Raw genomic sequence first — 17624 nt, forward strand, 5'->3', positions numbered from 1 at the left:
GGACTACTGGTCGACATGACTGCCACATAAGCTCCTTCACCCCCGATGGTGACCCGCCGGAACACGGATTCAGTTTGGGATCGTCGGATCGACCCGCAACAATGAGTGAGTGCTCATGATTCGTATTCAGCTGCCAGACACGCCGGGTTCCCTGGGCTCGGTGGCGACCGCCATGGGCACCGCCAACGCCGACATATCCGCGATTGAGATTGTCGAAAAGGGCGATGGCTACGTCATTGACGACTTCATTTTGACCCTTCCCCCCACCACGATGCCTGACACCCTGGTATCGGCCTGCGACATGCTCGACGGAGTTCATGTGTTGTGGCTGAGCAGATATCTGGAGAACTGGAGTATCGAGTCCGACATTGCAGCCTTGAATCGGATGTCCGAGGACCCGAAGCATTCCGCTGAAGTTCTCTGCGGCGCCGTTCCGGTCGTCTTTCACACTCAGTGGGCGGCACTCTTTGGTGCCGATGAGCAGGTCATCATTTCGACTGCCCTGTCTCCAGAATTCACTCCTGAGGGCATCGCACGCTTGACGCCGCTGGATCACTCCCATGTCGCCGAGCTCGAGGCCGGCTGGATGCCGGGATGGGGTGACACCGTCATCGCCGCTGTTCCGTTGTCAGGGGGGCGCTGCTTGGTTGCTGGGCGTCAGGGAGGTCCGGGATTCCTGGCTTCCGAGCTCAACCGTCTTCAGCACATGGCCGCTCTGGCCAACTGAGGCCACATGGAGGTCTATCTCACCTGGCAGTTCTGGTACCAGGTTCTGTCAGCCTTCGCCTTCGGCGTGGCTTCCAGCTTGGTGCCGGTGCTCAATTCGGAGTTGTTCATCGTCGGCGCCCTGGGATCCAAGCTGCTGGGCCCACTGGAAGTCGCGCTGGGACTGGGTCTTGGCCACGGCGTCGGCAAGCAGATCATGGTCATCGGTATCCGGCGCGGATCAAATTCGCGATGGATCAAGCACAAGGAACCCAAACCGGTTCCGGAGGGATCGTGGAGGTGGCGCCTGCGACGTTGGAATGACACGGCTGCCCACGTGGTCGAGACCCCCCGATGGGGAATGCCGCTGCTGTTCTTCTCGGCCATCACCGGTGTCCCGCCGGTCTACCTCGTCGTCATCTACGCAGCGACGACCAAGATGCACTTCTGGTGGTTTTCGCTGTGGGTCACCCTCGGATTCTTCATTCGGTGTTACCTGCTGGCCCTGGCGACCCAGTACGGATTCCACCTCATCATCTGACGCCAGCGCGACACCGTGCAGGCGCTCGTCACCCACCCATGACGAGGATGCGGAAGAAGTAGTACCCCACTCCCACCAACATCGCGAGGGCGACGACGAAGGCGATGGGTGCGAGAACTCGTTGCACCTTCTTGCGCTTCGTGGTCGGGACTGCGGTCGGAGCCCACCGTTCCTCACCGACACGCGGCCGAGTGCGCTTCGGCGTCTGGCCGTCAAGGTTGAGATTGGTGAAGAAACCCACGGTCGGAACCCTACCTGGTCAGCCTGCCCGGTCCAGCTGCTCATCGACGAGGTCAGCAGCCCGTCTCACCGTCCGGCAGACCTCGGCAGCCGCCTGCCGCGACCATCCGGCCAGCCCGCACGCAGGCGTCAGGACACCGGTCCTCAACACGGCGGGATCGACCTGGAGGCGTCGTGCCAGCCACAGCATCCTGTCGATGAGGCGATCCACTGGTGGCACCTGATCGACCTTCATGGTGTCGACGACTCCCATGCCCAGTCGTCCACCTGACTCCACCCATTGCGCGACGCAATTCAATGACATCGCGTCGGTGATCTCGCACCACATCGTGGCGAATCCGGCCTTGCATGCCATGGACCACGGGATCGGGTGGCCACAACAGTGCATTCCCACCGGAACGTCGTCGCAGCCTCCCACGACCGTCTGCCACAGCTGAGTCGCCGTGGTCTCCTCCATCGCGGGGTGCCGGTACAGACCTGACTGAGTCGGAATCGCCCCCGACAGGACCGCGGGGGCCGCTGGCTCGTCGACCTGCATCGTCCAGGTCACGCGCGGCATCCGGCGTCGCAGTTCGGTCAGGAGCTGGCTGATTCCTTCGGCCAGGCTGGCCGTGACGTCGTTGAGGGCCGAGGCATCCGCGAGGATCGACTCTCCGGCGCGCAGGTGCAGGCACGTGGCAAGGGTGAGCGGACCGGCCACCGAGATCTTGACGGTGGCCTCCCCGTCGACCAGCACCTCCTCGAGGTCATCGAGGTCACTGCGCAGAAGGGATCGCGCTGAGCGAGCGGCATGGTCAGTGGCGTCCGCGAGCCGCCATCCGCCCGGGCCATGATCAACCGGCAGATCAACGAGGAAAGCCGTCGCCCTCCCCACCATCTGAGCACCGGCTCCACGGGCCGGCAGCTCTGGCAGGGCGATGAGCTCGTCGAAGATCTCGGCCATTGCAGCCAGGCTGCCACGCATGTCAGTGCCCGGCAGTGACCCGATACCAGTGGCGATCATGCTGCCTGCTCCGCTGTCGTCCCCGCCCGATCCGTCCCGCAGATGGTTGCTGATCCGACGACGAGGTCACCGTCGTAGAACACCGCCGCCTGGCCAGGAGCGACTCCACGCAGGGTTTCCTCGAGGTCCATCGTCACCCCACCGGCAACCGTGGTGATCGTGGTCTCAACCGGATCCCCATGGGCCCTCACCTGAACCTGGCCACGCCAGGTCCTGGCAGGTTCTCCGGAACACCACACCGGCCGGATGGCCTCGATGTGGCGGACGGTCAAACCCTCAACACCTCCCACGACCACGGTGTTGTTGACCGGTTCGACGTCGAGGACATATCGCGGCTTGCCGTCGGGAGCGGGGACCCCGAGCCGAAGGCCTCTGCGCTGACCGATGGTGAAGTGGTGATACCCATCATGATGACCGACGACAGCCCCTGACTCATCGCGGATCACTCCGTCGGCCGAGCCGATCTTCTCCGACAGCCAGCCGGGCGTGTCCCCGTCAGGGATGAAGCAGATGTCATTGGAATCGGGTTTGTCGGCCACCGACAGACCGAGTTCTGCCGCTTCTCGTCGCACAGCGGTCTTGAGGGAATCCCCGAGCGGGAACAGCGAATGGGCGAGCTGATCCTGGTTGAGGACGGCGAGCACGTAGGACTGGTCCTTGCCCAGGTCTACCGAGCGGTACAGCTTCGTCGTGCCATCGACGACCTCGGTTCGGGCGTAATGGCCGGTGGCGACGGCGTCATATCCCAGGTCGAGACCACGTTCCAGCAGAGCAGCGAACTTGATCCTCTCGTTGCATCGCAGGCAGGGGTTGGGGGTTCGACCGGCCCGGTACTCGGCGATGAAGGGATCGATGACCTCCTCGGCGAAGCGATCGGAGAAATCCCACACGTAGAACGGGATCCCAAGCCTGTCTGCGGCCCGCCTGGCGTCAAAGGAATCCTCCAGCGAACAGCATCCTCGTGACCCCTCGCGATGGGATCGCGGATTGCGTGACAGCGCCAGATGCACACCGGTGACGTCATGGCCTGCCGCGACGAGACGGGCTGCAGCGACAGCGGAGTCGACTCCTCCCGACATGGCAGCGAGAACCTTCACAGTGCTTCCTCTCCGTGGTCGTGCAGGGGCCCAGATCAATCACTAGATCAATGGGGTACGAGATCCCGGCAGGATCTCGATGATAGGGGTTGACGCCGACTCACCGCGCCCCCTTGGCCTGCGCAATGACCGCAGGTAGGATGGTGAGCAGACGATCAATGTCAGTCTCGGTGGTGGTGTGCCCCATCGAGATCCTCACTCCCGACGCGGCTGCCTCGTCATCGCGACCCATGGCCAGCATTGTCGGTGAGGGACGGGAAACCCCGGCATGGCATGCTGACCCGGCTGAAAGGTCGACCCCGTCCCGGTCCGCGAGCATGACGACGTCAGTCCCGCGCGCTCCGGCAACACTGAGGTGAATGATCGTGGGGCTCGTCATGGTGGCATCGTCCACACAGACCCCCGGGATCCGTCGGCACGACTCAACGATCCGATTCCTCCAGGCCTGCCATTGAGGAGCCTTCTCACCGAACTCGCTGAGGCAGGCCCGCAGAGCAGCCGCGAAGCCTCGAGCCAGCGCAACCGGCTGAGTACCGGAGCGAATCCCATACTGCTGCCCACCTCCCGGGGCGACCGGATGCACCTCGACGCCTCTGCGAACCCACAGGGCCCCGATCCCGACGGGTCCACCGATCTTGTGTGCGGACAAGGAGGCCAGATCCACCCCCCACCCGTCGAGGTCCGCCGGGACGTGACCGAGGGCTTGGACGGCGTCGGTGTGCATGAGGGCTCCGGCCCGATGAGTCTTGTCCGCGATCTGATCGACGGGCTGGCATGCGCCGGTCTCGTTGTTGACGGCCATCACCGAGACGACATCAAGGTCATTGCTTAATGGGCTCGCGGCAATCGAGTCAGGGTCGACAACTCCCGTGTCGTCAACCGGGAGCACTCCGGCACGCTGACCGAGCAACCACGGCGAGGTCACCGTGGCGACAGCGGGATGCTCCACGGCGGAGACCAGTGCGTGACCATGGCGAACCGCTCCCATGAGGCCCAGCATGTCCGCCTCTGTTCCTCCGCTGGTGAACACGATCTCCAGCGGACCGACACCGAGCAGGCTGGCGACCTCCTCCCTGGCATCCTCCAGCAAAGCCCTCGAGGCGCGGCCTGAACCGTGAATGGCGCCAGGATTTCCCGGCACTGGTTCGACCATCGCGGCCAGAGCTTCCGGGCGCAGCGGCGAGGTCGCCGCGTGGTCGAAATAGGCACGACCGTGATGTACTGAGCCGAGCTGCGATTGCGACATACCTGTCCTTCCTGACGATTCCTTGACGCTACTGCCGATTGGCAAGGTGTGGAATTGCGCGTTCTCGCTTCTGCAGACGCCGCGACCGACTCAGACTAAAATGATCCGTCGGCCCACTGACGTTCCGATCATCATCCCCGACGAAAGGCCCTTACTGTGACCGACACCAACACGGCGTCATTCGACACCAGTGCGCTTGGCTCCACCCTCATCGACGGCGGTTGCCGTTTCGGGTTGTGGGCGCCACGCGCAGAGCGTGTTGAGCTGGCACTTGTGGCAGACGACAGGTCACAGGTCAACTACGACATGACCATGAACGAGCATGGTGTCTGGACGATTGAGGTCCCCGACGTCACAGCCGGTCGGCGCTACGGATACCGAGTTCACGGCCCGTGGGATCCCGACAGCGGCATGAGGTTCAACCCGGCCAAGCTGCTGCTCGACCCTTACGCCAAGGCCATCACGGCTGGTGTCGACTATCACGGACCAATCATGGATCACACCCCGGAGTCCAACTACGAGCCAGACCCGACCGACGACGCGACCTCGGTCCCGCTTGCCGTGGTGATCGAGGATTCCGAGCCCCCCAAGCCCATCGAGTATCGCCGTGACATCAGCGAGTTGGTCATCTACGAGACCCACGTCAAGGGTCACACCCGGCTCCATCCCCTCGTCCCCGAGCACCTACGTGGCACCTACGCAGGTCTGGCCTACCCAGCCGTCATCGAGCACCTCACGTCCATCGGTGTCAATGCCATCGAGTTGCTGCCCGTCCAGCAGTTCGTCTCTGAGCCTTTCGTCGTGGGACGCGGTCTGTCGAACTACTGGGGATACAACACCCTGGGATTCTTCGCCCCGCACGCCGCGTACTGCTCGGTGGGTTCCCTGGGCGCCCAGGTGCGCGAGTTCAAGGAGATGGTGACGGCCTTCCACGAGGCCGGTATCGAGGTCATCCTTGACGTTGTCTACAACCACACCGGCGAGGGTGGCCACGAGGGACCGACGCTGTCCTTCCGTGGCATCGACCATGAGTCCTATTACCGTCTCACCAACGACCACCGCAACGACTACGACGTCACTGGTTGTGGCAACTCGCTCGACACCTCCCATCCAGAAGTCCTCGCCTTGGTTCTCGACTCCCTGCGGTATTGGGTCACCGAGATGGGTGTTGACGGTTTCCGCTACGACCTGGCAACCACCCTCATCCGCGACAAGTCCCACGAGGTCGACCAGAACCATCCGTTCAAGCAGGCCCTCGTTGACGATCCGGTCCTCAACAAGGTCAAGCACATCGCCGAGCCGTGGGATCTGGGCCCCTACGGTTATCAGGTGGGCGCCTGGGGCCCCCATTGGAGCGAGTGGGATGACCGCTTCCGCAACTACATCCGCGATTTCTGGCGCGGTGCCGTCTGTGGGGTCGAGGAATTCGCCACCCGTCTGTGCGGATCCCCGGACCTCTACGATCAGCCGGCCTCGAGCATCAACTTCATCACCGCCCATGACGGCTTCACCATGCGTGACCTCGTCACCTATGACATGAAGCACAATCAGGACAATGGCGAGGACAACCACGACGGATCCAATGACAACCGCTCCTGGAACTGTGGCTGGGAAGGTGAGACGACCGACCAGTCCATCGTCATGCTGCGTCATCGTCAGGTCCGCAACCTCATTGCCACCTTGCTGCTGGCCACCGGTGTACCGATGATCACCGCCGGCGACGAGATGGGTCGTACCCAGCAGGGCAACAACAACGCCTACTGCCAGGACTCCCCCATCTCGTGGATGGACTGGGACGACGCCGAGGGCTGGTCCGACGTCACCGACCTCGTCCGCACCCTCACCGCCCTACGCCGCGAGCACCCTGCCCTACGCCCCTCGATCTACCGGCACCATGATCCTGTGGGTCTCTCGACCGATGAGCGCCCACGCCGGGCCGACCTGGCGTGGTTCTCCGGTCACGGTGGCGAGATGGTCACCGACGATTGGCATGACGAAGGTCGTCGCACCCTGGGCATGTACACCTCCGACGACAACGAGGCCTTCCTCATCTGGTTCCACGCCGGTGATCACCCGACCGAAATCATCCTGCCGAGTCCCCGCTGGGGTGAGTCCTGGAAGGTGGCTGCCTCCACGGCCCTACCTGGCGAAATCCCTGACGAGCCGGTCCCTGCCGGACGGTCGATCACCCTGCCCAGCAGGTGTGTCGTCGTCATGCAGGCCTCGTTGGCCAGGGACGAGGCCTGATCCCAGACATCGGGTACACGCCGTGCGCACTTTCTCGAACCTGGCCCAGGTGTTTCGGATTGAGATTGTCGGTGCGACGCTGGTTCGAATCATGACGGCCTGGAGCTAGCCACGGTAGCCTGTGACCCGTGTGGAGGATCAACAGGCGAGACCGCCGTCAAGACGAGAATGGCCCCGATGCGCACGACGTGCAGGTGACGCCCCCTGCCCCGGATCCCTCACCCGAACCGGTGGCCCCTGTTCCCCCCGCTGGCACCGACGACGCGTCAGGTTGCCTCGCTATGAATGCCGCGGAAGGTCACACCCGCCAGCACGACGTCGACACCCCCTCACCGCGTCACGCCGCTGAACACGCCTCGGATGACGAGGCCCTCGGGGCAGCCACCTCGGCCATCGACGTTCCTGGTCGTCCCCCACTGCGTGGTTTCGGGCGCATCCCCGTCCACAACGTCCAGCCCGAGGTCGAGAGTGGTCAGCTGCCGATCTATTCCGTCGTCGACGAGGAGTTCGAGGTCACGGCGAATGTCTTCCGTGAGGGCCATGACGCCGTCGGCGCCAGCGTCGTCCTCACTGATCCGGACGGCAACCGCCACGTCACCGACATGCACCAGGTCGATCCCTGGGGCCTGGACATCTGGAAGGCCCACGTGTCGGCCTGTGTCGAGGGTGACTGGACGATGCATGTCGAGGGATGGTCGGACACCTGGGGCACCTGGCACCACAATGCCGACGCCAAGCTAGCCGCCGGGATCGATGTCGAACTCGTCTGTACCGAGGGCCATGCCCTCATCGGTGAGGCCATCGCGCACGCCCAGCAGGCTGGTGACGTCGACGCCGTGACAGCCCTGCGCGAGGCCGATGGCAGCCTCGCTCCTGACCGCGCGCCGGACTCGCTGCGCCAGGTCATCAACACCTTCATGTTCTCCAAGGCGATGCGCGTCCATGCCCCACGCCCGTTGGCCTCTCCCACCACCCCGGTCCCGCTGCGGGTGGAGAGACGTCGTGCCCTCTACAGCTCTTGGTACGAGTTCTTCCCGCGCTCCCAAGGAGCCCACATCGACGAGGACGGCCATTGGGTCTCCGGCACCTTTGATTCCTCCTGGGAGCGACTGGACGCCGCTGCTGCGATGGGTTTCGACGTCGTGTACCTCCCGCCGATCCATCCCATCGGAACCGCGTTCCGCAAGGGCAAGGACAACACCCTGGCCCCCGGTCCCGACGACCCCGGTTCGCCATGGGCCATTGGGTCTCCGGCTGGTGGCCATGACGCCATCCACCCGGATCTGGGCACCTTCGAGGACTTCGACCGCTTCGTCGCCCACGCCCATGACCTGGGCATGGAGGTGGCCCTGGACTTCGCCCTGCAGGCATCCCCGAACCACCCGTGGGTGCGGGAGCACCCGGAATGGTTCACCACCCGTGTCGACGGCACCATCGCCTACGCGGAGAACCCACCGAAGAAGTACCAGGACATTTACCCGATCAACTTCGACAACGACCCGGACGGCATCTACACCGAATGCCTGCGGCTGCTCGAACTGTGGATCTCCCATGGCGTGACGATTTTCCGCGTCGACAACCCGCACACCAAGCCGGTCAATTTCTGGGCCTGGCTCATGGAGCAGGTGCATCGTCATCATCCGGAGGTCATCTTCCTGGCCGAGGCCTTCACCCGTCCCGAAATGATGGCTGCCCTGGGCAAGGTTGGTTTCCAGCAGGGTTACTCCTACTTCACCTGGCGCACCGCCAAGTGGGAGTTGGAGGAGTACCTTGACGAGGTCTCCCATCAGACCTCCCACTTCTACCGTCCGAACTTCTTCACCAACACTCCGGACATCAATCCGATCTACCTCAACGACGGCAACCCGGCAGGATTCGCCATCCGCGCGATCCTGGCTGCCACCATGAGCCCGTCGTGGGGCATGTACTCCGGGTTCGAGATCTGCGAACACGAACCACTGCCGGGACGCGAGGAGTACGCCCACTCCGAGAAGTACGAGTACCGTCCTCGTGACTTCGACTCCGAGCCGAACATCACACAGCTCGTGACTCGTCTCAACGAGATCCGTCGTGCTCATCCAGCTTTGCAGCAGCTGCGTGACACGACCATTCATCATGCTCCCCATGACAACGTCCTCGTCTTCTCCAAGAAAGCCGGGAACGACGTCGTCATCGTCGTCACCTCGTTGGATCCGGTGTGGGGTGTGGAGTCCCAGGTGATGTTGGACATGGCTGCCCTTGGCCTCGGCAGCGACAGCACCTTCGAGGTTCATGACGAGCTCACGGGTGCTGACTTCACCTGGGGACAGCAGGCCTTCGTCAGGCTCTACCCAGCCCAGCCGGCCCATATCCTGCACGTGCGAGAGACCACCTCATGACCCATTCCTCCTGCACTTCCGCCGAGGAGATTCCCGAGACCCTGGCAGCGACCGGGGCCCTCGGGCTGACCTCAGCCCAGTTGCAGGCCAGGCTCGACGCGATCCACCCGGTCGGTTCCATCGATCGGACGCAGACCGAGTGGTTCCGTACCGCGGTGTTCTACGAGGTCCTGGTGCGGTCCTTCAAGGATTCCAACGGCGACGGCATCGGTGATTTCAAGGGTCTGACCGAGAAGCTCGACTACCTGCAGTGGTTGGGGGTGGACTGTCTGTGGCTCCCGCCGTTCTACGACTCCCCACTGCACGACGGTGGCTACGACATCCGCGACTACCGCTGGATCCGTGAGGAGCTGGGGACGATCGAGGACTTCAAGGTCTTCCTCGACGCCGCTCACGACCGTGGCCTGCGCGTCATCATCGACTTCGTCATGAACCACACCTCGGACTCCCACCCGTGGTTCCAGTCCTCTCGCGCAGATCCTGACGGCCCCTACGGCAACTACTACGTCTGGGCCGACACCGACGAGGCCTACTCGGACGCTCGCATCATCTTCTGTGACACCGAGGAGTCCAACTGGTTCTGGGACTCCGAGCGCAAACAGTTCTATTGGCACCGCTTCTTCCACCACCAGCCTGACCTCAACTTCGAGGAGACCCGGGTGATGGAGGAGATGCTTGACGCCGTCCGATTCTGGATGGATCTGGGCATCGACGGTTTCCGTCTCGACGCCGTCCCTTACCTCATAGAGGCCGAGGGGACGAGCTGCGAGAACCTGCCGGGGACCCACAAGATCCTCAAGCAGCTGCGCGCGATGGTCGACGAGGAGTACCCGGGACGCATCCTGCTGTGCGAGGCCAACCAGTGGCCCGACGACGTCGTCGAGTACTTCGGTGACGGCGACGAGTGCCAGATGGCCTTCCACTTCCCCGTCATGCCACGTCTGTACATGGCTCTGAGCCGCGGGTCCCGAGAGTGCATCAGCGACATCCTCGCCGCCACCCCAGATATTCCGCAAGGCTGCCAGTGGGGAACCTTCCTGCGCAACCATGACGAACTCACCCTCGAGATGGTGACCGAGGAAGATCGTCAGTACATGTGGGAGCACTATGCCCCCGAACCGCGCTGGCGGTGCAACCTGGGCATTCGTCGCCGGTTGAGCCCACTCGTCGACAACGACGAGGCCAGGGTCCGCCTGCTCAAGGCCATGTTGCTGTCCCTGCCCGGTTCCCCGGTGCTCTACTACGGTGACGAGATCGGCATGGGCGACAACCCATGGCTTCCTGACCGCGACGGCGTGCGTACCCCGATGCAGTGGGACGATTCCGAAACGGCCGGTTTCTCGACCGCTCTGCCGGAGAACTTCCACCTGCCTGTCATCCACACCTTCGGTCACGACCCGGGACACGTCAATGTCGCTCGCCAGATGGACGACCCGTCCTCCCTGCTGGTGTGGACCCGCGCCATGTTGGGCATCCGCCGTCGTCACCCTGTTTTCGGTACCGGAGGGTTCACCGACCTGGGTGGGGAGGACATGGCCGTGATGTCCTTCCTGCGCCACGACGAGGACGAGACGATTCTGTGCCTGGCCAATCTTTCAGACACCGAGAGAACCGTCACCCTCAACCTGCCCCAGTTCGCAGGTGTGACCGGAACGTCCCTCATTCACGGCCAGGACGCGCAACCGGTGAAGGCTGACGGAACCTTGACGGTTCCGATGCCGCCCTACGCCTACCGATGGCTGCAGATGACCGGAGAGGAGAGGTCATGACCGAGTGGGACGAAGCAGAGGTCAGGGACCGCATCTGGGACCACATCAGCACCGCTCGGTGGTTCTCCGGAAAGGGGCGAGGTGGCACCCTGGCCAGGCTGCTGCCGTTGGCCCCGGTTGTTGACGAGCGCGATCTCAAGGTGATGCCCGTCATTGCCCTGATCTGTTACCCACAAGCGCCGGACGAGTATTACCAGCTCCTGCTCGCCCTGCACCCCGGAGCCTCTGACGCAGTGGCCCGGATTCACATCGATGGTGAGCCCCTCTCGGTCACCGACGCCACCACTGATGAGGAAGCTCGCACGGCGTGGGCCAGGACGATCCTCGAGGCTGATCCCCAGGCCGCGGACGGCTCGTGGCAGCTCCATCGCCGTCTGAAGGCCCCCGAGCCGGTGCGATCAACCGAACGCTTCGGTGGCGAACAGTCGAACACCTCGATCCTGGTTGGCGACGCCATCATCATCAAGATGTTCCGCCGCCTCGAGCCCGGTGACAATCTCGACATCACCATTCACGGTGCTCTCAACGACGCCGGAGTCTCCTCGGTGGCCAAACTCTACGGCCACATCTGCGGGAAGATCCCGGCCGAGGAGGACATCCAGACCGATCTGGCCATGATCATCGAGCGGTTTCCGCAGCCTCGGGACGGCTGGGAACTCATCACCGCCAGGGCAGCTGATCTGGACGACGTCACGGATCTCGTCGCTGACCTGGGCCGGTGCCTGCGAACCATCCACGCCGCGCTGGAGCAGGCCTTCGGGACGGTCGAGTTGGACGGGAACCGGATAGCCGAGGACATGGTTCGTCGTCTCGACGCTGCGGTGGCGGCATCCCCGGTGCTGGAACCGTACCGCAACCTCCTAGCCACTCGTTTCGAGAAGCTACGTGGTCATCAGCTGACCGCCCAGGCGGTGCATGGGGACTTCCACCTCGGACAAACCCTGCTGACACCCGACGGCTGGCGGATCATCGACTTCGAGGGCGAGCCCCTCAAGACCCTGGCCGAACGCCGCTTGCCGGACTCCCGCTGGCGTGACGTGGCAGGAATGATGCGCTCGCTGTCCTACGCCACCTCGGCCCATGCCGAACCCACCGCACCGCAGACCTTGGCCTGGGCACGACGAGCCCGAGAGGCCTTCCTGGACGGCTATGGTCGTCCAGACGATGCCGAACACGACGTCCTGGCCGCTTATGAGGCCGACAAGGCCGGATACGAAACCGTCTATGAGACCCTCAACCGGCCGGCCTGGGTTAGCATCCCACTGTCGGCGATTCGGGTGATGGAGCAGGATTGATGATGTTCACGCCCACCCACACATCTCCATCGAGTCACCGACCCGACGGCCATACCCGCACCCACGACATGCCAGGAGGACGACATGGCTCACGATGAGTTCGGAGGACTCACCGGTTGGGACCTCGAGGGGTTCCACTCCGGTGGGGACACAGAGGTGTGGAAGAGGCTTGGCTCCCACATCGTCACCATTGATGACGACGAGCGCGGCCTCATCACCGGAACCCGCTTTGCCGTCTGGGCACCCAACGCGCAGGCCGTCGAGGTCATCGCGAACTTCAACTGGTGGACCGGCGACCCGATGCGTCTCATCCCGGGATCCGGGGTCTGGGGCCTCTTCGTCGAGGGAGTGGGCGAGGGAACCCTCTACAAGTTCCGCATCCAGGACCAGTGGGGCAACTGGCACGAGAAGGTTGACCCGATGGCCCGCTGTTGCGAACAGGCCCCTCAGAACGCCTCGATCGTCACCGAGACTCACTACGAGTGGAACGATGACGAGTGGATCGCCCACCGTGAAGCCTCCCATGCCCACGTCGAGCCGATGAGCATCTACGAGGTCCACCTGGGCGGATGGCGCCACGGACTGAACTACCGCCAGCTGGCTGACGAACTGGTCAACTACGTGATGTGGCAGGGCTACACCCACGTGGAGTTCATGCCGCTGGCCGAGCACCCCTTCGCCCCGTCCTGGGGTTACCAGGTCACCGGGTACTTCGCGCCGACCAGTCGTTACGGTTCCCCCGACGACCTGCGTTACCTCATCGACAAGTTCCATCAGGCCGGTATCGGCGTCATCATGGACTGGGTTCCGGGACACTTCCCCAAGGACGACTGGGCCCTGGGACGCTTCGACGGCACCGCCCTTTACGAGCACGCCGATCCGCGTCAAGGCGAGCACATGGACTGGGGCACCTATGTCTTCAACTACGGTCGCAACGAGGTGAAGTCGTTCCTCGTCTCCAATGCGCTGTACTGGATCAGTGAATTCCACGTGGACGGTCTGCGCGTCGACGCCGTCGCCTCGATGCTGTATCTGGACTACTCCCGCGAGGATGGTCAGTGGGTGCCCAACAAGTACGGAGGCCGCGAGAACCTGGAGGCCATCGACTTCCTGCGTTACGTGAATACGCACCTGTATTCGCGCCACCCCGGCATCCTCATGATCGCCGAGGAATCGACCAGCTTCCCCGGCGTCACCAAGCCAGTCGACCACGGCGGCCTGGGATTTGGGTTCAAGTGGAACATGGGTTGGATGAACGACTCCCTGCGCTACATGGAGCTCAACCCGTTCCATCGTCAGTACCACCACGGCGACATGAGCTTCGCCATGGTGTACCAGTACTCGGAGAACTTCATTCTGCCCATCAGCCACGACGAAGTCGTTCACGGCAAGGGATCCATGATCAACAAGATCCCCGGGGACGACTGGCAGCAGTTCGCGTCCCTGCGAGCCTTCTACTCCTTCATGTGGTCCTTCCCGGGAAAGCAGCTCATCTTCATGGGTCAGGAGTTCGGCCAGCGCCACGAGTTCGACGAGTCCGTCAGCCTGGAGTGGTTCGTCGCCGATCTGTGGGGTCACGGTGGACTCAAGCGCCTCTTCCGTGATCTCAACAAGGTCTACAAGAAGAACACCGCCCTGTGGCAGCTCGACAGCGATCCGCGCGGATTCGAGTGGATCAACGCCGACGACGCCGGCAACAACCTGCTCTCCTGGCTGCGCCGCAGCGAGGACGGCTCGACGATCGCCTGCTTCACGAACTTCTCCCCCAACCCGCAGACCGACTACCGCGTCGGGATGCCCAAGGAGGGTGTGTGGACCGAAATCCTCAACACCGATTCCTTGGAGTATGACGGGACGGGAGAATTTGGAAACCTCGGCCAGGTCGTGGCCACTGCGCTTCCGGTTCCCGATCGCTTCCCGGCCGTCGCCACGGTGTGCGTCCCCCCGATGGGCTCGGTGTGGCTGCGCCACGATCCCTCGGCGACTGCTGCCCGTCCCGGCGACCCGGGAATGCAGTGACACTGACCAAGGAGGAGTGTTCGTGGTTGATGACGAGTCCGATCTCGAGGATTTTCGGATTCAGGTCGAGGTGGTCGGCGACTGTGGCCGCTTGCTGCTCGACGATCCACCATATCCAGAAGGTCTGACGCGAGCCATCTCGTTGGCCTCCGACGACGCCATTGTTGGTCACGAGGTGCGCCGTCTGGAGGCCCGAGTGGCCATCGACGACGGAGAGGTCATCCATGCCCTGCACCGGGCCGGGTACCGGCGTGAGGGACGGCTGCGTCAGGCTCGCAGCCGAGGAGACGACTGGGCGGACGAATTCGTCTACTCCCGGCTGGCCGCCGACGAGATCTACACCCGGACCGGTTACACCGGCATGCTCGATTCGGTGCTGCCCACCAAACGGGTCATCTCCCATGTCCTGATCCGCGACGGAGTCGGGCGGGTCCTCATGTGCGAGACGACGTACAAGCCTGACTGGGAGCTCCCCGGTGGTGTCGTCGAACCGGTGGAATCTCCTCACGCCGGCGCGGTTCGGGAGTGCCGTGAGGAGCTGGGGGTCACCCTCGACATCCCTGCCACGCCGATCCTCATCGACTGGATGCCACCTGTCCTGGGATGGTCTGACGCCATCGAGTTCATCTATGACGCTGGTATGGTCGACTCGTCGCTGGCTGCCCTCATGAATCCTGCTGACGGCGAGATCAGCCATCTGCACTGGGTGGATCCCGCTGACGTCGGCGAGCACGTCACCGAGTTGTCGGCCCGACGTATCGCGGCGATACTCGCAGGTTGCACTCCACATGCCACCGAGAACGGGTTTTCGTTGTAACCCTGGGGTCGGTGAACGAACGTTCAGCCCTGGTGGTTATGCTACTTCGTCGTCCTGAGAACAGGATGACTGAACACACAGGAGGACCACCTACATGTCATCAACTGCGTCCCAGATCGTGGACGTGGTGGGCGGCCCCGACAACATCGTCGGCCTGACCCACTGCGCAACCCGTCTGCGGTTCCAGCTTCGTGATTCCTCAGCCGTCGACAAGGCTGAGGTGGAGAAAATCCCCGGCGTCATGGGCGCCGTGCCCCAGTCAGGCAACCGTTACCAGGTCGTCATCGGCGGCGCCGTCGGCACCGTCTACAACGACATCATGAACCTGCCGGGTATGCAGAGCCTCGGCTCCGGCAACGACAAGCAGTCCGATGCGGACCTCAAGGCCGCACATCGCTCCAAGGGCCCACGCGGCAAGTTCTCGTGGCTCGACAACCTGTTCGAGTACCTGTCGGACTCCTTCCGTCCAATCATGGGCGCCCTGCTCGGCGCCTCACTGTTCATCACCTTCATGGCCCTCATGGGTTCCATGGGCGTCATCGGCAACTGGGCCGATTCTCGCGTCTCCCTGCCCCCGAGCTGGCAGTTCGTGAACCTGGCGTGGCAGTGTGTCTTCTACTTCTTGCCCTTGTTGGTCGCCTACAACGCCACCAAGAAGCTCAATGCCGACCCGTGGGTTGGATTCTCCGTCATGGCCGTCGTCATGCTCCCGGGATTCGCGGAGCTCGGCAAGGCCGCTCACACTCTGACTCCAGGCGGATTCAAGATCAACGTCGTCGACATCTTCGGCCTGCCACTGACGATCTTCGACTACGGCTCCCAGGTCTTCCCACCCCTCATCATGGCGGCCATTCTGGCTCCGTTGTACAAGTGGCTCAAGAAGGTCATCTCCCCCAATGTCCAGATGATCTTCGTGCCCTTCCTGACCATGCTCATCATGATCCCTCTGACGGCGTTCCTCATCGGCCCCATCGGTGTCTACGCCGGCGCTGGTCTGGCCAACGGACTCAAGGCGGTCAACGACGTCTCCCCCTTCATCTTCGCCGTCCTCATCCCGCTGCTCTACCCGTTCATGGTTCCGCTGGGCCTGCACTGGCCGCTCAATGCCGTCATGCTGCTCAACATCCAGACCTTGGGCTACGACTACATCCAGGGCCCGATGGGTGCCTGGAACTTCGCCTGCTTCGGTGCCACCGCCGGCGTCCTCTTCCTGTCCATCCGTGACAAGGACGTGACGATGCGCCAGACCGCGACCGGTGCCCTGGCGGCAGGTCTGCTCGGTGGTATCTCCGAACCCAGCCTCTACGGCATCCATCTGCGGTACAAGAAGATCTACCCGTCCATGCTGGTCGGCTGCCTCGTCGGTGGCGTCATCATTGGTGTCGGCGGCGGCCTGCACACCCCGGCCTTCGTCTTCACCTCCCTGCTGACGATCCCGGCCTTCGACAACATCGGTCTGTACGCCGTCGCCATCGCGGCCTCCTTCATCACCGCCATGGCCCTGGTCATCGTGCGCGACTACCGTGACGACGACGAGAAGGCTGCTGCCAAAGCTCATCGTGCTGAGGCCAAGGATGCCGACGAGATCCAGGGTAGCAAGGCCGAGCCGACTGCCGCTGACGCCGCAGCGACCGTCACCGCGGTTGCCACCAAGCCGGAGACCGAGACCGCCACGGTCGAGGGAGTCGAGGCCCCGACGGCCGCTGAGGTCACTTCCGAAGCCGTCACCATCACCTCCCCTCTCAGGGGACGTGCGGTTGCGATCTCCCAGATCCCCGACCCGGTCTTCTCCACCGGCGTCGTCGGTGACGGTATCGCCATCGAGCCCAGTGACAACATGGTCGTCTGCCCTGCCGACGCCACCGTCGTCACCGCTCCCGACTCCGGTCACGCCTTCGGACTCAAGCTGGACTCAGGCGTCGAGCTGCTCATCCATGTCGGTATCGACACTGTCGAGCTGGGCGGCAAGGGATTCGACGTCAAGGTCAAGGCCGGCGACCACGTCAGCGCCGGTCAACCCCTGGTCGTCTTCGACCCGGCGATCATCGACGAGGCTGGTTACTCGAAGATCACCCCGGTGTTGGTGACTAATGGGTTCGACTACTCCAACGTCACCGGCATTCCTGCCGATGACGTCACCACGAGCACCCCGGTCATCACCGTCGTGAAGTGAGCCGGGGACGACCGGGTCCCAGACTCGGCCACTCCTACCGCACGAAGGAGGAGGTCGACGCCATCATGGTGCCGGCCTCCTCTTTCGTTGCATT

Annotated in this window: 13 protein-coding genes; 9 read left to right on the forward strand and 4 right to left on the reverse strand. The window is 63.5% G+C overall.

Annotation, left to right across the window (positions count from 1 at the left end; genetic code table 11):
- Positions 1-115: 115 nt before the first annotated feature.
- Together ACSJJT_RS01230 and ACSJJT_RS01235 are read left to right on the forward strand one after the other, a co-directional pair.
- Positions 116-727, forward strand: a complete 612-nt coding sequence (locus ACSJJT_RS01230; RefSeq protein WP_435916572.1) for an ACT domain-containing protein — start codon at positions 116-118, stop codon at positions 725-727.
- Positions 728-733: 6 nt separating this feature from the next.
- Positions 734-1246: a hypothetical protein gene (locus ACSJJT_RS01235; protein ID WP_435916573.1), complete on the forward strand. Its 513-nt coding sequence runs from the start codon at positions 734-736 to the stop codon at positions 1244-1246.
- 28 nt (positions 1247-1274) lie between these two features.
- Here ACSJJT_RS01235 and ACSJJT_RS01240 read toward each other — a convergent pair whose 3' ends face one another.
- From ACSJJT_RS01240 to ACSJJT_RS01255, 4 genes are all read right to left on the reverse strand, one after another.
- Positions 1275-1487 (reverse strand): hypothetical protein, encoded by a 213-nt coding sequence (locus ACSJJT_RS01240; RefSeq protein ID WP_435916574.1) that lies wholly within the window; start codon positions 1485-1487, stop codon positions 1275-1277.
- Between the two features lie 18 nt (positions 1488-1505).
- A complete protein-coding gene (locus ACSJJT_RS01245; RefSeq protein ID WP_435917008.1) occupies positions 1506-2450 on the reverse strand; it encodes a methionine synthase in 945 nt (314 codons plus the stop codon).
- Positions 2451-2485: 35 nt separating this feature from the next.
- The gene (gene mnmA / locus ACSJJT_RS01250; protein ID WP_435916575.1) at positions 2486-3586 is read right to left on the reverse strand and encodes a tRNA 2-thiouridine(34) synthase MnmA; all 1101 of its coding nucleotides are present in this window, start codon (positions 3584-3586) and stop codon (positions 2486-2488) included.
- A 100-nt stretch (positions 3587-3686) separates the two neighbouring features.
- Positions 3687-4832 (reverse strand): cysteine desulfurase family protein, encoded by a 1146-nt coding sequence (locus ACSJJT_RS01255; RefSeq protein ID WP_435916576.1) that lies wholly within the window; start codon positions 4830-4832, stop codon positions 3687-3689.
- Positions 4833-4988: 156 nt separating this feature from the next.
- Between ACSJJT_RS01255 and glgX the strand changes: the two genes are divergently transcribed.
- From glgX to ACSJJT_RS01290, 7 genes are all read left to right on the forward strand, one after another.
- The gene (glgX, locus tag ACSJJT_RS01260) at positions 4989-7079 is read left to right on the forward strand and encodes a glycogen debranching protein GlgX (protein ID WP_435916577.1); all 2091 of its coding nucleotides are present in this window, start codon (positions 4989-4991) and stop codon (positions 7077-7079) included.
- A gap of 128 nt (positions 7080-7207) precedes the next feature.
- Positions 7208-9457, forward strand: a complete 2250-nt coding sequence (locus ACSJJT_RS01265) for an alpha-1,4-glucan--maltose-1-phosphate maltosyltransferase (protein ID WP_435916578.1) — start codon at positions 7208-7210, stop codon at positions 9455-9457.
- Positions 9454-11226: a maltose alpha-D-glucosyltransferase gene (gene treS / locus ACSJJT_RS01270; protein ID WP_435916579.1), complete on the forward strand. Its 1773-nt coding sequence runs from the start codon at positions 9454-9456 to the stop codon at positions 11224-11226. Before ACSJJT_RS01265 ends, treS begins: the two co-directional genes overlap by 4 nt.
- A complete protein-coding gene (locus ACSJJT_RS01275) occupies positions 11223-12521 on the forward strand; it encodes a phosphotransferase (protein WP_435916580.1) in 1299 nt (432 codons plus the stop codon). Before treS ends, ACSJJT_RS01275 begins: the two co-directional genes overlap by 4 nt.
- Before the next feature lie 84 nt (positions 12522-12605).
- On the forward strand, positions 12606-14540 hold the full coding sequence (gene glgB / locus ACSJJT_RS01280) for a 1,4-alpha-glucan branching protein GlgB (RefSeq protein ID WP_435916581.1): 1935 nt from the start codon (positions 12606-12608) through the stop codon (positions 14538-14540).
- 22 nt (positions 14541-14562) lie between these two features.
- A complete protein-coding gene (locus ACSJJT_RS01285) occupies positions 14563-15357 on the forward strand; it encodes an NUDIX hydrolase (RefSeq protein WP_435916582.1) in 795 nt (264 codons plus the stop codon).
- Between the two features lie 94 nt (positions 15358-15451).
- Entirely contained in the window at positions 15452-17530 is a 2079-nt protein-coding gene (locus ACSJJT_RS01290) for a glucose PTS transporter subunit IIA (RefSeq protein ID WP_435916583.1), read from the forward strand.
- Positions 17531-17624: the final 94 nt, after the last annotated feature.

The organism is Cutibacterium nasicola (assembly GCF_051303185.1).
GTDB lineage: Bacteria > Actinomycetota > Actinomycetes > Propionibacteriales > Propionibacteriaceae > Cutibacterium.